This is a genomic window from Microbacterium sp. MMO-56, assembly GCF_037146215.1.
Taxonomy (GTDB): domain Bacteria; phylum Actinomycetota; class Actinomycetes; order Actinomycetales; family Microbacteriaceae; genus Microbacterium.
Genome location: NZ_JBBCVW010000016.1, coordinates 26,484 through 50,794, shown reverse-complemented (window position 1 = coordinate 50,794; position 24,311 = coordinate 26,484). Strand labels below are relative to the sequence as shown.

20 protein-coding genes are annotated in these 24,311 nt (G+C 72.3%); 19 read left to right on the top strand and 1 reads right to left on the bottom strand.

All coding sequences use genetic code 11. From position 1 onward, the window contains the following. Positions 1-19 precede the first annotated feature (19 nt). The gene (locus WFI00_RS13780) at positions 20-1,267 is read right to left on the bottom strand and encodes a maltokinase N-terminal cap-like domain-containing protein (RefSeq protein ID WP_336632779.1); all 1,248 of its coding nucleotides are present in this window, start codon (positions 1,265-1,267) and stop codon (positions 20-22) included. A 169-nt stretch (positions 1,268-1,436) separates the two neighbouring features. On the opposite strand from WFI00_RS13780, the gene efp reads away from it, so the two are divergent. The 19 genes from efp to WFI00_RS13685 all read left to right on the top strand — a co-directional run bounded on the left by efp (position 1,437) and on the right by WFI00_RS13685 (position 24,287). Further along, complete coding sequence (gene efp / locus WFI00_RS13775; RefSeq protein WP_336632778.1) at positions 1,437-1,997, top strand: elongation factor P; 561 nt, start codon at positions 1,437-1,439, stop codon at positions 1,995-1,997. 18 nt (positions 1,998-2,015) lie between these two features. Continuing rightward, complete coding sequence (gene nusB, locus WFI00_RS13770; protein WP_336632777.1) at positions 2,016-2,426, top strand: transcription antitermination factor NusB; 411 nt, start codon at positions 2,016-2,018, stop codon at positions 2,424-2,426. Positions 2,427-2,484: 58 nt separating this feature from the next. Continuing rightward, complete coding sequence (locus WFI00_RS13765) at positions 2,485-5,451, top strand: DEAD/DEAH box helicase (protein WP_336632776.1); 2,967 nt, start codon at positions 2,485-2,487, stop codon at positions 5,449-5,451. A gap of 74 nt (positions 5,452-5,525) precedes the next feature. Next, positions 5,526-7,088, top strand: coding sequence for a Rieske 2Fe-2S domain-containing protein (locus WFI00_RS13760; RefSeq protein ID WP_336632775.1), 1,563 nt, complete (start codon positions 5,526-5,528; stop codon positions 7,086-7,088). 285 nt (positions 7,089-7,373) lie between these two features. Further along, positions 7,374-7,916: a bifunctional pyr operon transcriptional regulator/uracil phosphoribosyltransferase PyrR gene (gene pyrR / locus WFI00_RS13755; protein ID WP_336632774.1), complete on the top strand. Its 543-nt coding sequence runs from the start codon at positions 7,374-7,376 to the stop codon at positions 7,914-7,916. Continuing rightward, positions 7,913-8,896, top strand: coding sequence for an aspartate carbamoyltransferase catalytic subunit (locus WFI00_RS13750; protein WP_336632773.1), 984 nt, complete (start codon positions 7,913-7,915; stop codon positions 8,894-8,896). Before pyrR ends, WFI00_RS13750 begins: the two co-directional genes overlap by 4 nt. Continuing rightward, positions 8,893-10,209, top strand: coding sequence for a dihydroorotase (locus WFI00_RS13745; protein WP_336632772.1), 1,317 nt, complete (start codon positions 8,893-8,895; stop codon positions 10,207-10,209). The genes WFI00_RS13750 and WFI00_RS13745 overlap by 4 nt, the downstream gene beginning before the upstream one ends. Continuing rightward, positions 10,206-10,757, top strand: coding sequence for a PH-like domain-containing protein (locus WFI00_RS13740; RefSeq protein WP_336632771.1), 552 nt, complete (start codon positions 10,206-10,208; stop codon positions 10,755-10,757). Before WFI00_RS13745 ends, WFI00_RS13740 begins: the two co-directional genes overlap by 4 nt. After that, the gene (carA, locus tag WFI00_RS13735) at positions 10,754-11,914 is read left to right on the top strand and encodes a glutamine-hydrolyzing carbamoyl-phosphate synthase small subunit (protein ID WP_336632770.1); all 1,161 of its coding nucleotides are present in this window, start codon (positions 10,754-10,756) and stop codon (positions 11,912-11,914) included. Before WFI00_RS13740 ends, carA begins: the two co-directional genes overlap by 4 nt. Continuing rightward, positions 11,914-15,204: a carbamoyl-phosphate synthase large subunit gene (gene carB / locus WFI00_RS13730; protein WP_336632769.1), complete on the top strand. Its 3,291-nt coding sequence runs from the start codon at positions 11,914-11,916 to the stop codon at positions 15,202-15,204. Before carA ends, carB begins: the two co-directional genes overlap by 1 nt. 142 nt (positions 15,205-15,346) lie before the next feature. After that, complete coding sequence (gene pyrF, locus WFI00_RS13725; RefSeq protein WP_336632768.1) at positions 15,347-16,180, top strand: orotidine-5'-phosphate decarboxylase; 834 nt, start codon at positions 15,347-15,349, stop codon at positions 16,178-16,180. Next, positions 16,177-17,073, top strand: coding sequence for a guanylate kinase (gene gmk / locus WFI00_RS13720; protein ID WP_336632767.1), 897 nt, complete (start codon positions 16,177-16,179; stop codon positions 17,071-17,073). The genes pyrF and gmk overlap by 4 nt, the downstream gene beginning before the upstream one ends. 96 nt (positions 17,074-17,169) lie before the next feature. After that, a complete protein-coding gene (rpoZ, locus tag WFI00_RS13715) occupies positions 17,170-17,424 on the top strand; it encodes a DNA-directed RNA polymerase subunit omega (protein ID WP_141379725.1) in 255 nt (84 codons plus the stop codon). A 116-nt stretch (positions 17,425-17,540) separates the two neighbouring features. After that, the gene (metK, locus tag WFI00_RS13710; protein WP_336632766.1) at positions 17,541-18,734 is read left to right on the top strand and encodes a methionine adenosyltransferase; all 1,194 of its coding nucleotides are present in this window, start codon (positions 17,541-17,543) and stop codon (positions 18,732-18,734) included. An 8-nt stretch (positions 18,735-18,742) separates the two neighbouring features. After that, on the top strand, positions 18,743-20,764 hold the full coding sequence (locus WFI00_RS13705) for a primosomal protein N' (protein ID WP_336632765.1): 2,022 nt from the start codon (positions 18,743-18,745) through the stop codon (positions 20,762-20,764). A 26-nt stretch (positions 20,765-20,790) separates the two neighbouring features. Next, complete coding sequence (fmt, locus tag WFI00_RS13700; protein ID WP_336632764.1) at positions 20,791-21,732, top strand: methionyl-tRNA formyltransferase; 942 nt, start codon at positions 20,791-20,793, stop codon at positions 21,730-21,732. Beyond that, complete coding sequence (locus WFI00_RS13695) at positions 21,729-23,102, top strand: RsmB/NOP family class I SAM-dependent RNA methyltransferase (protein WP_336632763.1); 1,374 nt, start codon at positions 21,729-21,731, stop codon at positions 23,100-23,102. The genes fmt and WFI00_RS13695 overlap by 4 nt, the downstream gene beginning before the upstream one ends. A 23-nt stretch (positions 23,103-23,125) precedes the next feature. After that, a complete protein-coding gene (gene rpe / locus WFI00_RS13690) occupies positions 23,126-23,791 on the top strand; it encodes a ribulose-phosphate 3-epimerase (RefSeq protein WP_336632762.1) in 666 nt (221 codons plus the stop codon). A 232-nt stretch (positions 23,792-24,023) separates the two neighbouring features. Next, positions 24,024-24,287 carry a phosphoribosyl-ATP diphosphatase gene (locus WFI00_RS13685; protein WP_336632761.1) on the top strand — a complete coding sequence of 88 codons (264 nt, stop codon included), beginning with the start codon at positions 24,024-24,026 and terminating at the stop codon, positions 24,285-24,287. Positions 24,288-24,311 lie beyond the last annotated feature (24 nt).

The following is a 24,311-nucleotide window of genomic DNA, read 5'->3' as shown; positions in this document are numbered from 1 at the left end:
CGCCGCGGCAGGCCCCGCGTCAGCCGTCCGAGAGGGCGGCGTCGATCCCGGCGAGCGGCACCGGCAGCCAGTCGGGACGGTTGCGCGCCTCGTAGACGCATTCGTATACCGCCTTGTCCAGGACGAGGGCCCGCAGCAGGTCGGGGTCCAGCTCGACCGCTCCCGGGGCACCGCGGTACGCCTCCACGAACGCCTCCCGGCATCGGCGACCCCAGTCCGCCCCCTCGGCCCCGCGCGCGACGGCGCCGGCGTAGTCGAACGAGCGGAGCATCCCCGCGACGTCCCGCGGGGGGAGGTCGGGGAGTGCACGTTCCGCCATGGGCCGCAGCGGCTCGCCCTCGAAGTCGACGATCCGCCACCCACCGGTCGGCGCAGACAGGACCTGTCCGAGGTGCAGGTCGTCGTGGATCCGCTGCAGCCGCGGCCACGGGCGCGAGAGGGCGGCGCGGTACACCTCCCCGATCGCGTCGACGCGCGTCGCGACGGCGGGGATCTCGGCCGCGGCGATCCGCAGACGCCGCTCCCACGCGGCTCCGGTCGCGCCGATGCTCTCCGCATCCGCGTCCTGCGTCCCGAGCGAGGCCCCGAGAGCACCGTGGATGCCGGCGACGGCGACGGCCAGCTCGCGCGCGGCAGCCGTGAAGTCGGAGTCGTCCCGCGCCGAATCCAGCGCGACCGCCCAGCCGTCGCGGACGCCGGGCAGGAACTCCTGGGCGAACCCCAGCGTCCCGCGCGCCCTCCCGGAGGGGCGTCCGACATCGGGCCATTCCGCGTCGGCGCTGCCGAAGAAGTGCGGCACGTACGGCGAGCCGCCGGCGCTCAGGACACGCTGCACCGTGACGTCGGGATTCTCACCGTGATGCAGCGTCCGGAACAGCTTGAGGATGATGCGGGGCTCGCCGTCGACGTCGAAGACGATCGAAGTGTTCGACTGCTCGCCGGTGAGCACGCGAGACCCGGTCACGGCGCCCGCTTCGACGCCCATCGCCGCCAGCGCCGCGACCGTGTACTCCGGTCGCCGCGCGGCGTCGACGACGTACAGGTCGCCGTCGCGGGCGACCACCTCGTCGTGCTCGGTCGGCGTCGAGACGCGAGCGAGCGGCACCTGGTACAGCGTCGGCAGGGCGCCGCCGTCGTCCATGAGCAGATAGCGCGTGGCCCCCGCCACCGGCTGCTCGTCGAGGATCCGGAAGGCCGGCTCGTGGCTCTTGCCGGCGTACCAGCGCTGTCGTGCCGCCCAGGCACCGAGGTCGTCTGTCCATCCCACGGCTCCAGCCTGGCGGGTGGACCGCATCGGAGGGAAGGGGTAGACGTGCCTCGCGTGGGGGCGTAGTGCGGCGTCATCCCATAGAATCGACTGTCGGCCGCGTGCATCGCGTCGGGCGCACAGCCCCGCCACCGCCGATCGGACTTCACGGAACGGAACCTCCTCACTCATGGCATCGACCGCAGACATCAAGAACGGCGTCGTCCTCAACATCGACGGACAGCTCTGGAGCGTCGTGGAGTTCCAGCACGTCAAGCCGGGCAAGGGCGGCGCGTTCGTGCGCACCAAGCTGAAGAACGTCCTGACCGGCAAGGTCGTCGACAAGACGTTCAACGCGGGAGCCAAGATCGAGCTGGAGAACGTCGATCGCCGCGACTTCACGTACCTGTACAACGACGGCGAGGGCTTCGTCTTCATGGACGTCGCCGACTACGACCAGATCACGGTCGGAGCCGCGACCGTCGGCGATGCGGCCAACTTCCTGCTCGAGAACCAGCAGGTGCAGATCGCGCTCAACAACGGCAACCCCCTCTACATCGAGCTGCCCGCCTCGGTGGTGCTGGAGATCACGTACACCGAGCCGGGCCTGCAGGGCGACCGCTCCTCCGCCGGTACCAAGCCGGCGACCGTGGAGACGGGCCACGAGATCCAGGTGCCGCTGTTCGTCGAGACGGGAACCAAGGTCAAGGTCGACACGCGCACGGGCGACTACCTCGGCCGCGTCAACTGACCCCGGGACCGCGAACGGATGAGTGCCCGTAGCAAGGCGCGCAAGCGCGCCCTCGACATCCTCTACCAGTCCGACATCCGCGGTGACGAACTCGCGGTGACCCTCGCCGCCGAGGCGAAGCGCGCCGCGAACGAGCCCGCGCGCGAGGCGTCGTGGCTGTATGCGAGGGAGATCGTCGACGGCGTGATCGAGGAGCGCGAGGCCGTGGACGAGCAGATCGTGACGCACGCGCGCGACTGGAAGCTGGAGCGCATGCCCGCCGTGGATCGCGCGATCCTGCGGATCGGCGTGTGGGAGCTGCTGTTCAACGACGAGGTCCCTTCCGCCGTGGCGATCGATGAGGCCGTGGAGCTCGCCAAGGAGTTCTCGACCGACGACTCCGGCGCCTTCGTGCACGGGGTTCTCGCTCGGATCGCCCGCGCCGGCTGATCGGATCGGCCGAGGGCCGCGACCTGCGAGGTCCGTGGTCACCGCCAAGATGGATGCCATGACGTCCTGGCGATCCGTTCTCCTCCCCCCGGAGCGGAGCGATGGCGACGCGCCCGAGGATCTCGCGCTCGGCGTGGAGCTGCGCGCGCGTGAGTCGGCCGAGAGCGCGCACTGGGGACCGCGACGCGTGCGGTGCGCGGTGCTCGCCGATCTGGACGACGAGCGGACGGAGCTCTCCGTCGGGCTCCGGCCGCTGCGCCGCGCAGAGGGTGCACCGCGGTGGGTGCGGGGCGGCGTGTCGTGGGAGTCGCTGCGCCGCGGCGCGGGGACGTTCCGCGGCGTGCAGCGCGCGTGGTTCGTCGAGCTGTACGGGATCGCGCACGACGTCCGACTCCTCGCCGGCCTCCGCGACGATTCGGAGTGGTTGACGCTCGACACCGTCACCTCCCCGCTGCTGTGGCCGCATCTGGCCGATGCCGTCGGGCGCGGCGTCCCCCTGGTGGCGGCGGCGCGCGGTCAGCGGATCGTCCAGGCGCTCGAGACCGATGTCTCCGTCCGGATCGCGGCGGCCCACGGCGGGGCGGTCCGGCTGGCGCCGGACGTCGTGATGGACGGACGGGCCGTGGAGCCCGCCTCCGCGCGTCCGATCGGGCGATCGGGCCTGTACGCCGCGGAGACGGCGATCGACGACCGCGGCCGGCCGGAGATCCGCGTGACCCTCGGTGCCGTGCCCCTCGGCGACACTCTCCACGCTCTGATGTCGGCCGGGGGCGACCTGGTCGTCCCGGGCCCGGACACCGCCGAGTTCGCGCGTGAGGTGCTTCCCCGGCTGAGACGGGAGACCGAGGTCCGGGGCGACCCCGGCGTCCCGCTGCCCGAGCCGGCGCCCACGACGCTCGTCCTCGCCGCACAGTTCCGGCCCGGAGACCGCCTCGACTACCGCCTGGAGTGGGTGCGCGCCGACGCGGAGCGCGAGGCCTGGGAGGTGCGCAGGCCCGACGACGCCCACGAGTCCGCGCTGCGCGACGCGGTGGCCGCCGCGTGGGCGCACGCGCCCGACCTGATGTTCGCCCCCGCGGGGACGCTGGTGGGGGTCGCGGCCGCGGAGTTCGCCGGCGACGTGCTCCCCGCGCTGGAGGAGACGGACGGCATCCGGATCGAGACGCGCGGACCACGGCGGGAGTATCGAGAGCTGCGGGGCGACCCTCGCATCCGCGTGACGACCGTCGAGACCGCGGACGCCGACTGGTTCGACCTCGGCGTGATCGTGGAGATCGAGGGTCGCGCGATCCCGTTCGCACCTCTGTTCGCCGCCCTCGCGCTCCGGCAGAAGAAGCTCCTGCTCGTCGACGGAAGCTATTTCTCGCTGGCCCATCGCGGGCTCGACCGCCTGCGCGACCTGCTCGACGAGGCGTCGGAGCTGGGCGAGTGGGAGACCGGACCCCGGATCAGTCGGTATCAGCTGCCGCTGTGGGAGGAGTTCGAGGACCTCGCCGACGAGGCGCTGCCCGCGCGCAGCTGGCGGGCCGCGGCGGAGGCGCTCCGGCAGGACGGCACCCCGTTGCGGATCGAGACGCCACCGGGCCTGCGCGCCGACCTGCGGCCGTACCAGCGCGAGGGGCTGGACCGCCTGGCGCTGTGGTGGCGGCATCGCCTCGGCGGCATCCTCGCGGACGACATGGGCCTCGGCAAGACCCTCCAGGTCCTCGCGCTGTTCGCGCACGTGCGCGCGGAGCGGGGCGAGGAGGCGGGCGCCCCCGCCGGCCCGTTCCTCGTGGTGGCCCCGACGTCGGTCCTGTCGACCTGGCGTGAGGAGGCGGCTCGATTCGCCCCGGGGCTCCGCGTCCACGTGCACGAGCGGACGGCGGCGGCGAGCGGCACGATGCCGCGAGCGGCGGATGCCGACGTCGTCGTGACCTCCTACGGGCTCCTCCGGCACGACGAGGCGCTGTTCGCCGCCGAGCGGTGGGCGATCGTGGTGCTGGACGAGGCGCAGTTCGTCAAGAACGCGGCGACCCGCCAGCACCGCGCGGCGAAGGCCCTCCGGGCCGACATGGTGCTCGCCGTGACGGGGACGCCGCTGGAGAACTCCCTCACCGAGCTCTGGGCGATCCTCTCGCTGACGTGTCCCGGGCTGTTCCCGTCGCCGCGGCGCTTCCGCGAGGAGTACGTGAAGCCGATCGAGCGGGGCAAAGTGCCGGAGAACGAGGAGGGGGCGCCGTACCGGGAGCGCCGTCTCGCCCGCCTGCGCTCGCGCATCCGGCCGTTCCTCCTGCGCCGGACGAAAGAGCGGGTCGCCCCCGAGCTCCCCCCGCGCCAGGAGCAGGAACTCCGCGTGCGGTTGAGCCCCGCGCACCGCGCGGTGTACGACACCGTGCTGCAGCGCGAGCGCACGAAGGTGTTGGGTCTGCTCGAGGATCTCGACCGGCACCGCTTCATCGTCTTCCGCTCGCTCACGCTGCTGCGGATGCTCGCCCTGGCGCCGGCTCTCGTGGGCGCGGGCGCGCCCGGCATCCGCTCCACGAAGCTCGACCTCCTGCGCGAGCACATCCACGAGCTCGCCGCGGAGGGCCACCGAGCGCTCGTGTTCAGCCAGTTCACCTCGTACCTCGACCTGGTGCGCGCCGATCTGGAGGCCCACGGCATCGCCTATGAGTATCTCGACGGCTCCACGAGGCAGCGTGGCGAGGTGATCGACCGCTTCCGGTCGGGCGACGCCCCGGTCTTCCTGATCAGCCTCAAGGCGGGCGGCTTCGGGCTCACGCTGACCGAGGCCGACTACGTCTTCCTCCTCGATCCGTGGTGGAATCCCGCAGCCGAGGCCCAGGCGGTGGACCGGACGCACCGGATCGGGCAGACCCGACCGGTCAACGTCTACCGCCTCGTCGCCGACGGCACGATCGAGGAGAAGGTCCTCGCGCTGCAGCAGCGCAAGGCGCGGCTGTTCCACTCCGTCCTCGGGGACGACGACGCGCTCGCGCGGTCGCTCACCGCGGAGGACATCCGCGACCTCTTGTCGGACTGACCGCTCGGCCCGTCGCCAGGATGCGCGGAGGCGCCCCGCGTAGACTCGTCGTCGCTGTGAGGGGAAGGATCCGCATGCGCATCACAGGTCTGGGCCACGCCGGCATGTTCATCGAGACGACCGGGGGGAGCATCCTCTGCGACCCCGTCATCGGACCGAGCTTCTTCGGCTCGTGGTTCCCGTTCCCGGACAACCGCGGACTCGACTGGGACCGGTTCGGGAAGGCCGACTTCCTCTACATCTCGCACCGTCACCGCGACCACTTCGATCCCGCCCTGCTCGAGCGGTACGTGCCGAAGGACGTGCGGGTGCTGCTGCCGGCGTATCCGACCGACGACCTCGAGGTCGACATCCGCGCCCTCGGCTACGAGAACATCGTCTACACGCAGCCGGGCGAGACCCTCGAGTACGACGGCGGGCTGAAGATCATGGTGACGCCCCTGCGCGCGCCGAGCGACGGCCCGATCGGAGACTCGTCGTTGTCGGTCGACGACGGCACGGCGTCGATCCTGAACCAGAACGACTCGCACCCGCTCGACCTCGAGACGCTGCTGTCGTTCTCGAAGCCCGACGCCTACTTCACGCAGGTCTCGGGCGCGATCTGGTGGCCCATGGTCTACGACCTGCCGCAGGACGCCAAGCAGAACTTCGCGCAGCTCAAGCGCGACGCCCAGAACAAGCGCGCGATGTACTACATCGAGAAGGTCGACGCCGAGCACGTCTTCCCGATGGCGGGCCCGCCGATGTTCCTGCGCGAGGAGCTCTTCCGGTACAACGGATACGGCCTGGAGAACGACTCGATCTTCACGGATCAGCGGCAGTTCCTCGCGCACATGCGCGCCGAGCGCCCCGCGCAGAAGGGGTACGAGTTCGTCCCCGGGACGCAGGTCGACCTCGACGGCGGGGCGCTCGAGGTCACGCAGACCCTGTACACCGCCGAGGAGATCGACCGGATCTTCGACGACAAGTGGGCATACCTGGCGGCGCAGCGGGATTCCCGTCGGGACGAGGTCGCCGCGGAGGTCGCGCGGCGGGCCGAGATCATCCCGCCGGACGAGATGCTCGCGGCGATCAAGGAGTGGTGGGAGCCGCTGCTGCGCCGGGCGCGGACCATCCGCCTCGGCGTGGGAGGCAACGTCCGGTTCCGGATCGGCGAGCTCGACATGGTCGTGGACTTCCCGAAGGCGAAGGTCCGCGAGTACGCGGGGGAGGAGTGCATCTACTGGTACACGATCCCCGCCGACCTCGTCTCCACGAACATCGCCGACCACGAGATCGACTGGTCGAACTCGATCTTCCTGTCGATGCAGTTCGAGGTCGGCCGGTCGGGGAAGTTCAACGAGTTCCTGACGACGTTCCTGAAGTGCCTGTCGCGCGACCGGATCGAGTACGTCGAGAACTGGTACGCCGAGCAGAGCGATCAGACCGAGGACGCCGAGATCGGCGAGTGGACCGTGCAGCGGCGCTGTCCGCACCTGCGCGCCGACCTGACCAAGACGGGCAAGATCGAGGACGGCGTGCTCACGTGCGCGCTCCACGACTGGAAGTGGGACCTCGAGAGCGGCCAGTGCCTCACGACGCCCGGCCATCCGATCCGCGCATCCCGCATCGTCGAGACCGCATCCGCCCGTCCCTGACCGTCGGTCCCTGACCGCTCACCCGGTCCGCGCTCGTGCGCCGGCGTCGAGACCGCGCGCCGGCGTCGAAACCCGCGTCGTGGGCGGCGGTCTCGACGTGCGGGCGGGGTCTCGACGTGTGGGCGGGGTCTCGACGTGTGGGCGGGGTCTCGACGTGTGGGCGGGGTCTCGACGCGTGGGGGCTCCACGCGTGCGGGCGGGGCGGACGGCGAGATCGGGTAGGGTGGGGGGTGGAATCACAGCAACCTTTAACCCCGTCCCGTGAGGCGGAGAAGGGAGCAGCGGATGACGACGACCGAGTCCCCTCGGACCGTCATGCACGCGGCGGACATCGCTCGGGCCCTGACTCGGATCTCGCACGAGATCCTCGAGTCCAACAGGGGCCCCGACGGTCTCGTGCTGCTCGGCATCCCGACGCGCGGCGTCGCCCTCGCCGAGCGGATCGGCGGCCGCCTCGCAGAGTTCTGCGGCTCGTCGGTCCCGGTCGGTGCGCTGGATGTCACGATGTACCGCGACGACCTGCACCGTAACCCGACGCGTGCGCCCCACCCGACCGCCATCCCCGCGGGCGGCATCGACGGCAAGACCGTCGTTCTCGTCGACGACGTCCTGTTCTCCGGCCGCTCGATCCGCGCGGCGCTCGACGCGCTCGGCGACATCGGCCGCCCGTCGGCGGTCCGCCTCGCGATCCTGGTCGACCGCGGGCACCGCGAGCTGCCCATCCGCCCCGACTTCGTCGGCAAGAACCTGCCCAGCGCGCGGAGCGAGCGCGTCAACGTGCACCTCGCCGAAGTGGACGCCGTCGAGGAGGTGACGATCGGCTCATGAGGCACCTGCTGGACACCAAGACCCTCGCCCGCGAGGACGCGCTGCGGATCCTGGACGTCGCCGAGGACATGCGCGACACCCAGTCGCGGGAGGTCAAGAAGCTCCCCACCCTCCGCGGGAAGACGGTGGTCAACCTCTTCTTCGAAGACTCCACGCGCACCCGCATCTCGTTCGAGGCCGCTGCGAAGCGGCTCTCGGCCGACGTCATCAACTTCTCCGCCAAGGGCTCCTCGGTCAGCAAGGGGGAGTCGCTGCAGGACACCGCGCAGACGCTCCAGGCGATGGGCGCCGACGCCGTGGTCATCCGCCACGGCGCATCGGGCGCACCGCAGACCCTCGCCACCAGCGGCTGGATCACCGCGGGCGTGGTCAATGCCGGCGACGGCACGCACGAGCACCCGACGCAGGCGCTGCTGGACGCGTTCACGATCCGCAAGCGCCGCTTCGGCGACGACAGCCGCGGTCGCGACCTCTCCGGGCTGCGGGTCGTCATCGTCGGCGACGTGCTCCACTCGCGCGTCGCCCGGTCCAACGTCTGGCTCCTCACGACGCTCGGCGCCGACGTCACCCTCGTCGCCCCGCCGACGCTGGTGCCGCAGGACGTCTCGGCGTGGCCGGTGACGATCGCCTACGACCTCGACGAGGCGATCGCCTCCGCCCCCGACGCGATCATGATGCTGCGCATCCAGCTCGAGCGCATGAATGCGGCGTATTTCCCGACTGAACGGGAGTATTCGCGCCGATGGGGCCTGGACGCCGTGCGCCTGGGCGCCCTCCCGGAAGGTAGCATCGTCATGCACCCCGGCCCGATGAACCGGGGCTTGGAGATCTCCGCCGCCGCCGCCGACTCCCCGCAGTCGACCGTGCTCGATCAGGTCGCGAACGGCGTGTCGGTGCGGATGGCCGCTCTCTATCTGCTCCTCGCCGGCGAACGCGGCGCGGAGACCCCCACCCACGGCGCAGAGGAGGCCGCACGATGACCGAGACCTACCTCGTCCGCGGAGCACGGATCGGAGCCGGCGAGCGCGCAGACCTGATCCTCGAGGACGGACGGATCGCCCAACGGGGCACCGGACTGAGCCGCGTCGGCGCGACGGTCGTGGACGCCGACGGACTCGTCGCGCTGCCCGGCCTCGTCGACCTCCACACGCACCTCCGCGAACCCGGCTACGAGGCATCCGAGACGATCCTCAGCGGATCGCGCGCGGCGGCGGCGGGCGGGTACACGACGGTCTTCGCGATGCCGAACACCTCGCCGGTCGCCGACACGGCGGGCGTCGTCGAGCAGGAGCTCGCCCTGGGCGAGGCCGCCGGTTACGTGCACGTGCAGCCGATCGGGGCGGTCACCGTCGGGCAGAAGGGCGAACGCCTCGCCGAGCTCGGAGCGATGGCCTCGTCCCGCGCCCGCGTGCGCGTCTTCAGCGACGACGGCTTCTGCGTCTTCGATCCGCTCATCATGCGGCGGGCGCTGGAGTACGTGAAGGCCTTCGACGGCGTCGTCGCCCAGCACGCGCAGGACCCGCGGCTCACCGAGGGTGCCCAGATGAACGAGGGCACCGTATCCGCCGAGCTCGGTCTCGCGGGTTGGCCCGCCGTCGCCGAGGAGTCCATCATCGCGCGCGACGTTCTGCTGGCCGAGCACGTCGGGTCGCGCCTGCACGTCTGCCACCTGTCCACCGCCGGCTCGGTCGACATCGTCCGGTGGGCGAAGAAGCGCGGCGTGGACGTCACCGCGGAGGTGACCCCGCACCACCTGCTGCTCACGGAGGAGCTCGTCCGCGGGTACGACGCGCGCTTCAAGGTCAACCCGCCGCTGCGGCGCGACGAGGATGTGCAGGCCGTCCGCGAAGGCCTCGCCGACGGCACGATCGACATCGTCGCGACCGACCATGCCCCGCACCCCGCCGAGGCGAAGTCGTGCGAGTGGCAGGCCGCGGCGAACGGGATGGTCGGGCTCGAGTCCGCGCTCCGCGTCGTCCAGCAGGCGATGGTCGACACGGGAATGCTCACGTGGGACGACGTGGCGCGGGTGATGTCGAGCGCGCCCGCACGGATCGGCCGGCTCGCCGACGCAGGCGCCCCCCTCGCCGTCGGCGCCCCCGCATCGCTCGCGCTGTACGACCCGGCTCCCACCCGTGCGTTCACGCGCGACGATCTCCGCGGACTCAGCGGCAACTCGCCCTACCTCGGGCGCGAGCTTCCCGGCGAGGTGCGCTGGACGTTCTTCCGCGGCGTCGCCACGGTCGCCGACGGGGTGCTCGCGGACTCCGTCACCCGGGAGGCCCGCGCATGACCCGCGAGGGCGCGCTCCTGGTCATCCTCGGGGTCGTCGTGGTGCTGCTGGGCCTCGGCGTCCTCGCCTGGCGACGTCGCGCGCACCGCGACTCCGGGATCGTCCCCCCTCTCGGGGAGATCCCCGCCGACGCCGCCGTGACCCACGCGTCATCCGGCTTCTATGTCGCGACGACCCGGCGCGATCAGCCGCTGGAGCGTCTCGCGGTGCGCGGCCTCGGATTCCGCTCGCGCGCCGACGTCACGGTCACCTCCCGTGGGGTCGCGCTCGAGCTCCCCGGACAGCCGTCGTTCTTCGTGCCGATCGAGGCCGTCGACGCCGCGGAGACGGCGACCGTGGCGATCGACCGCGTCGTCGAGCCGGGCGGACTGGTCCGTCTCGCCTGGCGCGCCGACCGCACCGACGGGACGCACGAGCCCGTCGACACCTACCTGCGCCCCCAGGACGGCTCCGCTCTCTCTCTCGCCGCAGCGATCGAGGCGACGCTTCCCCCCGCCGTCCTTCCCCCTTCCGACTCCACCGCCACCCCGACGGGACACGACGCATGACGTTCTCTTCCTTGACCACCGACCCGGCCGTGCTCGTCCTCGAGGATGGGTCGCGCCACCCCGGCCGCGCGTACGGCGCGCGGGGCACCACGTTCGGCGAGGTCGTCTTCGCCACGGGCATGACCGGCTACCAGGAGACGCTGACCGACCCGTCCTACGCGGGGCAGATCGTCCTGCAGACCGCGCCGCACATCGGCAACACCGGCATGAACGGCGAAGACCCCGAGTCGCGCCGCATCTGGGTGGCCGGATACGTCGTGCGCGACCCCTCCCGCGTCGTGTCGAACTGGCGCGCGGACGAGTCGCTGGACGACGCGCTGGTCCGGGACGGCATCGTCGGGATCTCGGGCGTCGACACCCGTGCGATCACGCGCGTGCTCCGCTCGGCCGGCTCGATGCGCGGCGGAGTCTTTTCGGGCGAGGCCGCGGGCCTGGACGCCGAGGAGCAGCTGCGGATCGTGCGGGAGGCGCCCGCCATGGCGGGGCAGAACCTCTCCGCCGCCGTCTCGGTGACCGCCCCGGAGATCACCCCGGCCGCCGCCGGCGTCGCACGCCTGGGAAACCTCGCCGTCCTCGACCTCGGCGTCAAGCAGGCCACGATCGACAACCTCGCTGCCCGCGGCTTCGACGTCCACGTCCTCCCGCAGGACGTCACGATCGAGGGCATCCGGGCGATCGACCCCGTCGCCGTCTTCTACTCGAACGGTCCCGGCGACCCCGCGGCATCCGGCGATCACGTCGAACTGCTGCGGTCGGTCCTCGACGAGCGCCTGCCGTTCTTCGGCATCTGCTTCGGCAACCAGCTCCTCGGCCGCGCGCTCGGGTTCGGCACCTACAAGCTGCCCTTCGGCCACCGCGGGATCAACCAGCCGGTGCTCGACAAGCAGACCGGACGGGTGGAGATCACGGCGCACAACCACGGTTTCGCCGTCGACGCGCCGCTCGAGGGCGAGGTGGACAGCCCGAACGGCTACGGCCGCGTGGAGGTCAGCCACGTCGGCCTCAACGACAACGTCGTCGAGGGCCTGCGCGCCCTCGACCTCCCGGCGTTCAGCGTGCAGTACCACCCGGAGGCCGCCGCCGGTCCGCACGACGCCAACTACCTCTTCGACCGCTTCGCCGACATGGTGCGCACCTCCCGGGAGAACAACAACTGATGCCCAAGCGCGACGACATCCAGAGCGTCCTCGTCATCGGCTCCGGCCCGATCGTGATCGGCCAGGCCTGCGAGTTCGACTACTCGGGGACCCAGGCCTGCCGCGTCCTTCGCGAGGAGGGCGTGCGCGTCATCCTCGTGAACTCGAACCCCGCGACGATCATGACCGATCCCGACTTCGCCGACGCGACCTACATCGAGCCGATCACGCCCGCCGTGATCGAGACGATCATCGCCAAGGAGAAGCCGGATGCCATCCTGCCGACCCTCGGCGGTCAGACGGCGCTGAACGCCGCGATGGCCCTCCACGAGCAGGGGATCCTGGAGAAGTACGGGGTCGAGCTCATCGGAGCCAAGGTCGACGCCATCCGCAAGGGCGAGGACCGTCAGATCTTCAAGCAGCTCGTCCTGGACGCTGGGGCGGATGTAGCCCGGAGCGTCATCGCCCACACGATGGACGACCTCCTGGCGGGCGCCGCCGAGCTCGGCTACCCGCTCGTGGTCCGCCCCTCGTTCACGATGGGCGGCCTGGGCTCGGGCTTCGCATACGACGAGGAGGACCTCCGCCGGATCGGCGGCGCGGGCCTGCGCGACTCGCCGACCACCGAGGTGCTCCTCGAGGAGTCGATCCTCGGCTGGAAGGAGTACGAGCTCGAACTCATGCGCGACACGGCCGACAACACGGTCGTCGTCTGCTCGATCGAGAACGTCGACCCCGTCGGCGTCCACACGGGGGACTCGATCACCGTCGCCCCCGCGCTGACGCTCACGGACCGCGAGTACCAGAAGCTCCGCGACATCGGCATCGACATCATCCGCGCCGTCGGCGTCGACACCGGCGGCTGCAATATCCAGTTCGCCGTCGACCCGGCGACCGGGCGCATCATCGTGATCGAGATGAACCCGCGCGTCTCGCGCTCCTCCGCGCTCGCGTCGAAGGCGACCGGATTCCCGATCGCGAAGCTCGCCGCCAAGCTCGCGATCGGCTACCGCCTCGACGAGGTGCCCAACGACATCACGCAGGCGACGCCCGCGAGCTTCGAGCCGACGCTCGACTACGTCGTCGTCAAGGTGCCGCGCTTCAACTTCGAGAAGTTCCCGAACGCCGACACGACCCTGACGACCACCATGAAGTCGGTCGGCGAGGCCATGGCCATCGGCCGCAACTACACGACGGCGCTGCAGAAGGCGCTCCGCTCGCTGGAGAAGCGCGGGTCGAGCTTCCACTGGGGCGACGAGCCCCGGTCCGTGGCGGAGCTGCTGGAGATCGCGCAGCGGCCCACCGACGGACGCATCGTCGTGCTCCAGCAGGCGATGCGCAAGGGCGCGACCGTGGAGCAGGCCTTCGAGGCCACGAAGATCGACCCGTGGTTCCTCGACCAGATGGCCCTCATCAACGAGGTCGCGGCCTTCGTCGAGGCCGCGCCCGAGCTCGACGCGAACACCCTTCGCGTCGCCAAGGAGCACGGCTTCAGCGACGCGCAGCTCGCGCAGCTCCGGGGCGTCACCGAGGCGGAGATCCGCGGCGTGCGGCACGGCCTCGGCATCCGCCCCGTGTACAAGACCGTCGACACCTGCGCGGGGGAGTTCCCGGCGCTCACGCCGTACCACTACTCCAGCTACGACCACGAGACCGAGGTGACGCCGTCCGAGCGCACCAAGGTCGTCATCATCGGTTCCGGCCCGAACCGCATCGGCCAGGGCGTCGAGTTCGACTACTCCTGCGTGCACGCGTCCTTCGCGCTGTCGGATGCCGGGTACGAGACCATCATGGTCAACTGCAACCCCGAGACCGTCTCGACCGACTACGACACGAGCGACAGGCTCTACTTCGAGCCGCTCACCCTCGAGGACGTGCTCGAGGTGCTGCACGCGGAGAGCGCGTCGGGCACGATCCTCGGCGTCGTGTGCCAGCTGGGCGGGCAGACGCCCCTGGGCCTCGCCAAGGGGATCGAGGAGGCCGGCTACGCGATCCTCGGCACCTCGCCCGCGGCCATCGACATCGCCGAGGAGCGGGAGCTGTTCTCGCAGCTGCTCGACCGGGCGGGTCTCGTGGCGCCGCGCCACGACACGGCGATCGACGAGGCCGGCGCCGTCGCGATCGCCGAGGAGATCGGCTACCCCGTGCTCGTGCGGCCGAGCTTCGTGCTCGGCGGGCGCGGCATGGAGATCGTCTACGACACCGAGAGCCTGCGCGACTACTTCGTGCGCACGGCCGGCGAGGTCGTCATCGAGGAGGGCAAGCCCCTGCTCGTCGACCGGTTCCTCGACGACGCGATCGAGCTCGACGTCGACGCGCTCTACGACGGCGACGAGCTGTACATCGGCGGCGTCATGGAGCACCTCGAGGAGGCGGGCATCCACTCCGGCGACTCGTCGTGCACCCTCCCGCCCATCTCGCTCGGACGCACGGAGATCGACCGCGTGCGCGCGGCGACCCTCGCGATCGCCGAAGGCGTCGGCGTGCGGGGTCTCCTGAACGTCCAGTTCGCCGTGTCGGCAGGCGTGCTGTACGTCATCGAGGCTAACCCCCGGGCGTCGCGCACCGTCCCGTTCGTCTCGAAGGCCCTGGGCATCCCGCTCGCCAAGGCGGCGTCGCGCATCATGGCCGGTGCGAGCATCGCCGAGCTGAAGGCGGAGGGCATGCTTCCCGCGCAGGACGGCTCGCGCGTGCCGCTGGACTCTCCGGTCGCCGTCAAGGAGGCGGTGCTGCCCTTCAAGCGGTTCCGCACCGCCGACGGGCACACCGTCGACTCCGTGCTCGGCCCCGAGATGCGCTCGACCGGCGAGGTCATGGGCATCGACCGCGACTTCCCGACGGCGTTCGCGAAGAGCCAGGCCGCGGCGTACGGCGGCATGCCGACGTCGGGGACGGTCTTCCTGTCGGTCGCCGACGACGACAAGCGCGCGGTCATCCTGCCGGCGCACCGCCTGCAGGAGCTCGGCTTCCGCCTCGTCGCGACCGAGGGCACCGCCGAGATCCTCGCGCGCAACGGCATCCGCGTCGACGTCGTGAACAAGTACTCCGCGACGCAGGTCTCGGGGGAGCGCAACGTCGTCGACCTCATCAACGCGGGCGACATCGACATCATCGTGAACACCCCCTCCGGCGGGATCGCGCGGGCGGACGGGTACGAGATCCGCGCGGCGGCCGTCGCGGCCGACAAGGCGCTGTTCACCACGATGGCGGTGCTCGGCGCCGCCGTCAGCGCCCTCCCGGTGCTCAGGGAGGGGTTCGCCGTGCGCAGCCTGCAGGAGTACGCCGCCGACCGGGAGGCCGCACGCGCATGACCGGTGGAGCGTCGCGTTTCGGTCCCTACGGGCGTCCGATTCGCCCCGGTGGGGAGTTTCGGGCGCGCGTGGCGACCGAAACTCGTCGGCGCGGCGCAGCCGGTGCGACGTGCCCGACGGGATGGACGGGATGGGCAGGGCGATGAGCACGTTCGGGCAGCGGCTGCGGCACGCCATCGACGCGAACGGGCCGCTGTGCGTCGGCATCGATCCTCACGAGAGCCTGCTGCGCGCGTGGGGGCTCGAGGTCTCCGCGGCGGGGGTGCGCGAGTTCGGCCTGCGCACGGTCGCCGCCGCCACGGGACGGGTCGGCGTCGTCAAGCCGCAGGTCGCGTTCTTCGAGCGGTTCGGGTCCGCGGGCTTCGCCGCGCTCGAGGACGTCCTGGCGGATGCCCGCGCCGCGGGCCTGCTCGTGATCGCCGACGCCAAGCGCGGCGACATCGGCACGACGATGGACGGATACGCCGAGGCGTGGCTGCGGGCCGGTGCGCCCCTCGAGTGCGACGCCGTCACCCTGAGCCCGTATCTGGGCACCGACGCGCTGCACACCGCCCTGACGACGGCCCTCGACAACGACAAGGGCGCCTTCGTGCTCGCCGCGACGAGCAATCCGGAGGCGTCGGCCATCCAGCGCGCCCGCGTGGACGAGGAGGAGAGCGTCGCCGAACGCGTCGCCCACGACGTCGCCGCGCGCAACATCGGAGCGCCGGGCTCGCTCGGTCCGATCGGACTCGTCGTGGGGGCGACGGTGGACCGGCGCGCCTTCGGGCTCACCGACGTCGTCCTCGCCGGCACGCCGCTGCTGGCCCCCGGCTTCGGCGCGCAGGGCGCGCAGCCCGCCGATCTGGGGCGCCTGTTCGGCTACGTGGCCTCGCAGGTGGTGGCGAGCGAGAGCCGCAGCATCCTCTCCGCGGGCCCCGACGGGCTCGGCGCGCGGATCGAGCAGCGCGCGGCGCTGTACCGTGGACAGCGATGAGTGAGACGCGCCGCCCACCCGAGGTCGACCGCGCCGCAGCCTCCCGACGGGCCGTCGCCGCCCGTCGTGAGCGCGCCGCGCTGAAGCACGACGTGGCCATGCGGGTGATCAGCCCGCAGGAGCTGCTGCACCGGGCGCTCGCGCAGCCCGAGTCTTCCGCCGGAGCCATGCGCGTGACCGACTTCCTCACGGCGCTGCCGGCGATCGGGGCGGGCAAGCGCGATCGTCTCCTGACGGAGCTCGAGATCTCGCCCGTCAAGCGTCTCGGTGGGCTGGGCGTGCGGCAGCGCCGTGCCCTCACCGAGTGGTTGGACCGGCGCTTCCCTGCGCCCGTCGCCCGCGCCGGTCGCAGTCGCCTCGTCGTCCTCGCCGGCCCGACGGCCGTCGGCAAGGGCACGGTCGCCGCCCACATCCGCGACCACCACCCGGAGATCCTCCTGTCGGTGTCCGCCACGACGCGCCCGCCGCGCCCGGGCGAAGTCGAGGGTGAGCACTACTTCTTCGTGGACGACGCCGAGTTCGATCGGCTGGTCGCCGACGGCGAGCTGCTCGAGCACGCGACCGTGCACAACAAGTACCGCTACGGCACGCCGCGCGCACCCATCGAGCGCGCACTCGGCGAGGGGCGCACGGTCCTCCTGGAGATCGACCTGCAGGGGGCCCGCCAGGTGCGCGACGCCGCGCCGGACGCCACCCTGGTCTTCCTGCTTCCGCCCAGCTGGGACGAGCTGGTCCAGCGCCTCGTGGGGCGGGGCACCGAGGACGCCGAGGAGCGCGCACGGCGCCTGCGCACCGCCAAGGTCGAGCTCGCCTCGCAGGGCGAGTTCGACTATCGCGTCGTCAACGACGAGGTCGCCCGCGCGGCGGCCGAGGTCGCGGCCCTCGCTCGCTGATAGAATGGTCGGATGCCGCCGGTGAGGCGGCAGCCAGATCTCCCCGCGGCGCTCCGCCGCATGCTTTCCCACCGCCATCGATCCTGGAGGTTCATCATGGCCGGACGTGACAAGGGCATCATCGACCCGCCCATCGACGCACTGCTCGAGAAGGTCGACTCCAAGTACCAGCTGGTGATCTACGCGTCCAAGCGCGCGCGGCAGATCAACGACTACTACTCCGATCTCCACGAGGGCAACCTCTTCGACAACGTCGGCCCGCTGGTCGACTCGAGTGTCGAGGACAAGCCGCTGACGATCGCGCTGCACGAGATCCACGAGGACAAGCTCCGCCTGCGTCACGTCGACTGATCCCGGACGCCACGGTCGATGACCGACTGTGGCGTTCCCCATGCCCGCGAGTGCCGCCGTGTCGGTGATCGCGGGCATGATTGTCTGCGTACCCGCCGAGACCCCAGGAGCGTGCGATGAGCGGCCTTCGACTGTTCACTTCCGAGTCGGTGACCGAGGGTCACCCCGACAAGATCTGCGACCAGATCTCCGATTCCGTGCTCGATGCGCTGCTCGCGGTCGACCCCGGCAGCCGCGTCGCCGTCGAGACCCTCGTGACCACCGGGCTCGTGCACGTCGCGGGGGAGGTGCGCACCGACGGCTACGCAGACATCCCCGGGATCGTCCGCCGCGTCGTGAGCGACATCGGGTACACGTCGAGCGAGACCGGCTTCGACGGGGAGTCCTGCGGCGTGACCGTGTCGATCGGCGAGCAGTCGGGCGACATCGCCGCCGGCGTCGACACGGCGATCGAGCACCGCGAGGGCGGCTCGTCCGACCCGGTCTCCGCCTTGGGCGCGGGTGACCAGGGCATCATGTTCGGGTACGCCACGACCGAGACGCCCCAGCTCATGCCGATGGCGATCTGGACCGCGCACCGGCTCGCGGAACGGCTCACGGACGCCCGCCGCTCGGGCGCCCTGGGCTTCCTCCGCCCCGACGGCAAGACGCAGGTGACGCTCGGCTACGAGGGCGCCGTCCCCCGGACCGTCGACACGGTCGTGCTGTCCACGCAGCACAATCCCGACATCTCCCTGCCGGCGCTGCGCGCGGCCGTCCAGGCCGAGGTGATCGATCCGGTCCTCGCGACGACCGGACTCGACCTCTCGAACGTGCGTTACGTCATCAACCCCGCGGGTCCGTTCGTCACGGGCGGACCGAAGGGCGACGCCGGGCTCACGGGCCGCAAGATCATCATCGACACCTACGGCGGCGCGTCGCGGCACGGCGGCGGCGCCTTCAGCGGGAAGGATCCGTCGAAGGTCGACCGCTCCGCCGCCTACGCCATGCGATGGGTCGCCAAGAACGCGGTCGCGGCGGGGCTCGCGGATCGCCTCGAGGTGCAGGTCGCGTACGCGATCGGACGCGCGGAGCCGGTGGGCCTCTACGTCGAGACGTTCGGGACCGGCCATGCCTCGGACGAGCGCATCACGGCGGCGATCCGGGAGGTCTTCGACCTCCGGCCGCAGGCCATCATCGACGACCTCGACCTCCTCCGGCCCATCTACGCTCAGACCGCCGCATACGGGCACTTCGGTCGGGAGCTCCCGGACTTCACGTGGGAGCGTACGGACCGTGTCGAGGAGCTCCGGGCCGCCGTGGGCCTCTGAGCCGCGTCATGCCGCTCGTCGCGCGGGTGCTGATCGATTCACCGCTCCCGCAGCTCGATCGACTGTTCGACTACGCGGTCCCCGCCGCGCTGGAGGGAGACGTCCGTCCCGGAGTGCGGGTGAAGGTGCCGCTCCGGACGGCGGGACGCGTCGTCGACGCCTACCTCGTCGAACTGGTCGAGGCGCCGGATGCGGACGGCTCCGCCCGACCGCTCTCGGAGCTGGACGCCGTCGTGTCGCCGGTGCCCGTCCTCACCCCCGCGCTCTACGCCCTCGCCCGGCGCGCGGCGGACCGGGCCGCCGGATCGGCCGGCGACATCCTCAGGCTGGCGATCCCGAAACGCATGGTGCGCGCCGAGAAGGCCTGGATCGTCGCGCGCGCGGACGGGCCCGTCGCCCCCGCACCACCGCCCGACGTGCCGTCGGACGACCGGGAGTGGGCGGCGCGCCTGCTCGACGAGTACCCGTCCCTCGCCGACGCGGTGGCCGCGGGCGAGCGTCTCGCCCTCGACGCACCGCCGTACCCCGCCGGGGAGCTCGGCGTGGGTGCGTGGGCCGAGCTGCTCGCCGCCGTCGCCGTCGACACGCTCGCCCGCGGTCGCAGCGCGCTGCTGGTGGTCCCCGACCAGCGCGACCAGGATCAGCTGCTGCAGGTGCTCGACGCGCACGCGCCGCCGGACGCGGTGGTCCGAGACGACGCCCGCCGCAGCGGCCCGGAGCGCTACGCGAGCTATCTGCGCCTGCTCGGCGGTCCGCCCGCCATCGTGGTGGGCAACCGCTCGACGGTGTACGCCCCCGCGCCGGCGGTCGGGGCGGTCGTCGTCTGGGACGACGGCGACCCCCTCCTGGCCGAGCCGCTGAGCCCGGGCGTGCACGCGCGCGAAGCCGCGCTCCTGCGTCAGGAGCTCGAAGGCTCCGCCCTCGTCTTCGCGGGTCACACACGCACGACGGATGTGGAGCGGCTCGTGCAGATCGGGTGGGTCGCCGACGTCCCCGCGCGGCGACGAGCGCGCGCCACGGTGGTCCTGTCGGCGACGCGGGAGGGCGAGTCGCGGGGGCAGCGCGTGCCGTCCGCCGCGTTCGCCGCGGCCCGTGAGGCGCTGCGTACGGGGCCCGTGCTCGTGCAGGTGGCTCGTCCGGGCTATTCTCCCGTCCTCGTGTGCGGGCAGTGCCGGACGCCGGCGCGATGCCCGCACTGCACCGGTCCGCTCCGCGCCCGGCGCCCGGGGGCCGCGCCCGAATGCTCGTGGTGCGGCCGGACGATCCCGTCGTGGTCGTGCGCCACCTGCGCCGGCACGACGCTGCGGATGGCGTCCTCCGGCAGTGAGCGGACCGCCGACGAGCTGGGGCGCGCGTTCCCGAACACGCGCGTGATCCTCGCCGACGGCGATCATCCCGTGACCGTCGTCGATCACCGGCCGGCACTCGTGGTGGCGACGCGGGGGGCGGAGCCGCAGGCGATCGGCGGGTACCGGACGGTGATCCTGCTGGACGGCGACCGGATGCTCATGGCCGAGCAGCTGCGCATCGGAGAATCCTGCCTGCGGTGGTGGTCGAATGCGGCCGCGCTGGCGGCGCCCGGCGCTCCCGTCCACCTCGTGGGCGTCGCCGGACCCGTCGCGCGCGCCCTGGCGACGTGGACCCAGCCCGCGTACGCGCGCGCCGAGCTCGCGGACCGCGCACCTCTGCGGATGCCGCCCACGGTCCGCGTCGCGACCGTCGAGGGGGCGCCGCGTGCCGTCGACACCGCCCTCGCGGCGCTCCGCGACGCTGTCCCCGCGCTGGCTCCGGCGACCGAGGCGACCGCGGCGCCGAGCGGCATCCTCGGCCCCGTGCCGCGCGACGGCGGCACGGTCCGCGCCCTGGTGCGGTTCGACTACGGGCAGGGCCGGGCGGTCGCCGAGACCCTCCGGGCGGCGGTCGTCGCCGACGCGCTGCACGGCAGGCGCGCCCGCCGCGCGGGAGCCGATCGCTCCGCGCCGCGCACTACACTCAGGGTGCGGCTCGACGTACCCGAGCTCGACCTGTGACCGTCTCCACCCTCCCGAGGACTCCCATGCGCATCGTGTTCGCCGGGACGCCCGAGCCCGCGATCCCCTCGCTGCGCGCCCTCGCCGCATCGGGCCACGACCTCGTCGGCGTCGTCACCCGCACCGACGCCCTGCTCGGCCGCAAGCGCGTCCTGACGCCCTCGCCCGTCGCACGGGCGGCGGCCGACCTGGGTGTGCCGGTGGTCAAGACCGACCGCCTCGACGCGTCCGCGACCGCCGAGATCGCCGCGCTCGCCCCCGACCTCGGCGTGATCGTCGCCTACGGCGGGCTGGTGCGCGAGCCGCTGCTGTCCCTGCCGCCCCGCGGCTGGATCAACCTCCACTTCTCCCTCCTGCCGCGCTGGCGCGGAGCGGCACCGGTGCAGCACGCCGTGATCGCGGGGGACCGGGTCACCGGCGCGGCGGTGTTCCAGCTGGTCCCGGCGCTCGATGCGGGCGACGTCTACGGCGAGCTCCGCCACGACATCGGGCGCGGCGCCACCGCGGGAGAGCTCCTCGACGAGCTCGCCGACGCGGGGGCGGGCCTGCTCGCGCGCGTCGTCGACGAGATCGCGGCGGGCACGGCGCGCGCGACCCCGCAGACGGGCGACCCGACTCTCGCGCCGAAGCTCACCCTGGCCGACGGCGCCCTCGACCTCACCCGGTCGGCGGAGGTCGTGCTGTCCCGGTACCGCGGGACGACGCCCGAGCCCGGCGCCCATGTGCAGATCGGCGGCCAGCGGCTGAAGGTGCTGTCCGCGCATCGCGGACCGGACGAGGGACCCGAGGGCACTCTCGCGCCCGGAGCCTTCGCGTGGACCGGACGAGACGTCCTCCTCGGGACGGGGGAGGGCACGCTCCTGCTGAAGCGAGTACAGCCCGCAGGCAAGGGGCCGATGAACGCCGCCGACTGGTGGCGTGGTCTGCGCGGCGACGCCCCGGTCGCCCACACCGGGGCTCCGGCATGAGCACGGCGGCACCCGCAGGTCGCACCCCCCGGTGGGTGGCGTACGACGTCCTGCGCGCCGTGCACACCTCGGACGCCTACGCCAACCTCCTGCTCCCGCGCGCGATCGCACGCGCCGGGCTGACGGGACCCGACGCGGGCCTCGCGACCGAGCTGACCTACGGGACGCTCCGTCGCCAGGGGACGTACGACGCCGTGATCGCCGACGCCGCGGGACGCGACGTCGACGCCATCGATCCCGCCGTCCTGGACGCGCTGCGCCTCGGCTCCCACCAGATCCTGTCGATGCGCACGCCGCCGCACGCCGCCGTCAACGAGACGGTGCGTCAGGTGAGGCAAGCCGTGGGCAAACCCGCCTCGGGGTTCGCCAACGCCGTGCTCCGCCGTGTCTCGGAGCGATCGGCTCCGGAGTGGCTGAGCCGTCTGGATGCCGCCGCCCGCACCGACGACGAGCGTCTCGCCGTCCGCTTCGCCCACCCCGTCTGGGTCATCCGCGCCTTTCGTCGCGCCCTCGCCGCGGAGGGGCGCGCCGACGAGCTGGAGAGCCTGCTCGACGCGGACAACGCATCGCCCGTGGTGACCCTCGCGGCGCTGCCCCACCTGGCGGAGCCGCCCGCGGGTGCCGTGCCGACGCCCTACTCGCCGATCGGCTTCCGTTCGGGTGGCGGCGACCCCGCCGGCATCGTCGAGGCATCCGGGGGCCGTGTCCGGGTGCAGGACGAAGGCTCGCAGCTCGCCGCCCTCGCGCTCACCCGGGCGCTGCCGGTGCGGGAGGGCGAGCGCTGGCTCGACCTGTGCGCCGCGCCCGGAGGCAAGACCGCCGTCCTCGCGGCGGAGGCGCTCGCCCACGGCGCCCTCGTGGAGGCCAACGAGCTCTCGCCCGCGCGAGCGGGTCTCGTGCGCGACTCGGTCGCGGGCATCCCGCTCGACGTCCCGGTCTCGGAGGAGGACGGCCGCACCCGCGCGGGCCAGGGCCGCTACGACCGCATCCTCGTCGACGCCCCCTGCACCGGGCTCGGTGCGCTGCGGAGGCGCCCCGAGGCGCGCTGGCGCAAGCGTCCCGCGGACGTCCCCGAGCTGGCCTCGCTGCAGAGCGAGCTGCTCGACGCCGCGATCGGCGCGCTCGCGCCCGGCGGCATCGTCGCCTACGTGACCTGCTCGCCGCACCTCGCCGAGACCGCGGCCGTGGTCGCCGACGCGCTGCGCATCCACGGCGCCGCGATCGAGGAGCTCGACGCCCGCTCGGTCGTCGCGTCGATCGCCGCCTCCCCGATCGACCTCCCCGACGTCGACGGCTCGGGCCGCGCGCAGCTGTGGCCGCACCGTCACGGCACCGACGCGATGTCGATCTCGCTACTGCGCCGCCGCTGACGGCCCGCCGCTAGGGTGGGGGCGTGCCCGACATCCGCATCAATCCCAGCATCCTCTCGGCCGACTTCGTGAACATGCAGGCCGACCTCGAGCGCATCGCCGCGGCGGACTTCGTACACGTCGACGTCATGGACAACCACTTCGTGCCGAACCTCACGTTCGGCCCGCAGATGGTGCAGCGCATCCAGGAGACGAGCCCCGTGCCGCTCGACGTCCACCTGATGATCTCCGACGTGGATCGCTGGGCGCCCGGGTACGCCGAGCTCGGGGCGGCGTCCGTCACCTTCCATCTCGAGGCGGCGGCGGACCCGATCGCCCTCGCTCGTCGGCTGCGGGGGATCGGGGCGCGCGCGGGGATCGCCGTGAAGCCCGCGACCGCGGTGGAGGGTCTGTTCGACGTCCTCGACGAGTTCGACCAGATCCTCGTCATGACCGTGGAGCCGGGTTTCGGGGGCCAGTCCTTCATGGCCGACCAGATGCCCAAGCTCGCCCGCCTGCATGACGAGGCGCACAGGCGCGGATCGCAGGTGTGGCTGCAGGTCGACGGCGGCATCTCCGAGGCGACGATCGCTCAGGCCGCCGAAGCGGGCGCGGACACGTTCGTGGCGGGTTCTGCGGTGTTCGGGGCCGACGATCCCGCCCGAGCGATCGACGCCCTGCGTCGCGGCGCGGCTTCGCACCACCACTGACCCGGAGCCCACTACGGCGCCGCCGTCGTCTCGTCGCGCTTCCCGCGCCGCATCCGGGGCCACGTACTCCGCAGATCGTCGCGTACTCCGCACCCGGACCGGCGATGGGATGCGGAGTACGCGCTCATCTGCGGAGATGGACGCCCGCTGACGGTGGCCCGCGGCGAGGAGGGATGAGGGCGGACGGCGGAGGGCGACGTCCGGAGGCGCCGCGGAACGGTAGCCTGTCAGGGTGAAGACGTTCGACGGACTGTTCGCGGAGCTGACCGCCACCGCCGCTGCCCGTCCCGAAGGTTCGGGAACGGTCGCGCAGCTGGATCGCGGCGTGCACGCGATCGGCAAGAAGATCGTCGAGGAGGCCGCCGAGGTCTGGATGGCGGCGGAGTACCAGTCGGACGCGGAGGCGGCCGAGGAGATCTCCCAGCTGCTGTACCACCTCCAGGTACTGATGCTCGCGAAGGGCCTCACCCTCGACGACGTCTACCGACATCTCTGAGCCCGCGTCCGCTCACCGCACACT

What these genes read in the sequence shown, in the direction of transcription:
- efp (WP_336632778.1), top strand. Translation starts at nt 1,437, where the DNA reads ATGGCATCGACCGCAGACATCAAGAACGGCGTCGTCCTCAACATCGAC.
- nusB (WP_336632777.1), top strand. Translation starts at nt 2,016, where the DNA reads ATGAGTGCCCGTAGCAAGGCGCGCAAGCGCGCCCTCGACATCCTCTAC.
- WFI00_RS13765 (WP_336632776.1), top strand. Translation starts at nt 2,485, where the DNA reads ATGACGTCCTGGCGATCCGTTCTCCTCCCCCCGGAGCGGAGCGATGGC.
- WFI00_RS13760 (WP_336632775.1), top strand. Translation starts at nt 5,526, where the DNA reads ATGCGCATCACAGGTCTGGGCCACGCCGGCATGTTCATCGAGACGACC.
- pyrR (WP_336632774.1), top strand. Translation starts at nt 7,374, where the DNA reads ATGACGACGACCGAGTCCCCTCGGACCGTCATGCACGCGGCGGACATC.
- WFI00_RS13750 (WP_336632773.1), top strand. Translation starts at nt 7,913, where the DNA reads ATGAGGCACCTGCTGGACACCAAGACCCTCGCCCGCGAGGACGCGCTG.
- WFI00_RS13745 (WP_336632772.1), top strand. Translation starts at nt 8,893, where the DNA reads ATGACCGAGACCTACCTCGTCCGCGGAGCACGGATCGGAGCCGGCGAG.
- WFI00_RS13740 (WP_336632771.1), top strand. Translation starts at nt 10,206, where the DNA reads ATGACCCGCGAGGGCGCGCTCCTGGTCATCCTCGGGGTCGTCGTGGTG.
- carA (WP_336632770.1), top strand. Translation starts at nt 10,754, where the DNA reads ATGACGTTCTCTTCCTTGACCACCGACCCGGCCGTGCTCGTCCTCGAG.
- carB (WP_336632769.1), top strand. Translation starts at nt 11,914, where the DNA reads ATGCCCAAGCGCGACGACATCCAGAGCGTCCTCGTCATCGGCTCCGGC.
- pyrF (WP_336632768.1), top strand. Translation starts at nt 15,347, where the DNA reads ATGAGCACGTTCGGGCAGCGGCTGCGGCACGCCATCGACGCGAACGGG.
- gmk (WP_336632767.1), top strand. Translation starts at nt 16,177, where the DNA reads ATGAGTGAGACGCGCCGCCCACCCGAGGTCGACCGCGCCGCAGCCTCC.
- rpoZ (WP_141379725.1), top strand. Translation starts at nt 17,170, where the DNA reads ATGGCCGGACGTGACAAGGGCATCATCGACCCGCCCATCGACGCACTG.
- metK (WP_336632766.1), top strand. Translation starts at nt 17,541, where the DNA reads ATGAGCGGCCTTCGACTGTTCACTTCCGAGTCGGTGACCGAGGGTCAC.
- WFI00_RS13705 (WP_336632765.1), top strand. Translation starts at nt 18,743, where the DNA reads ATGCCGCTCGTCGCGCGGGTGCTGATCGATTCACCGCTCCCGCAGCTC.
- fmt (WP_336632764.1), top strand. Translation starts at nt 20,791, where the DNA reads ATGCGCATCGTGTTCGCCGGGACGCCCGAGCCCGCGATCCCCTCGCTG.
- WFI00_RS13695 (WP_336632763.1), top strand. Translation starts at nt 21,729, where the DNA reads ATGAGCACGGCGGCACCCGCAGGTCGCACCCCCCGGTGGGTGGCGTAC.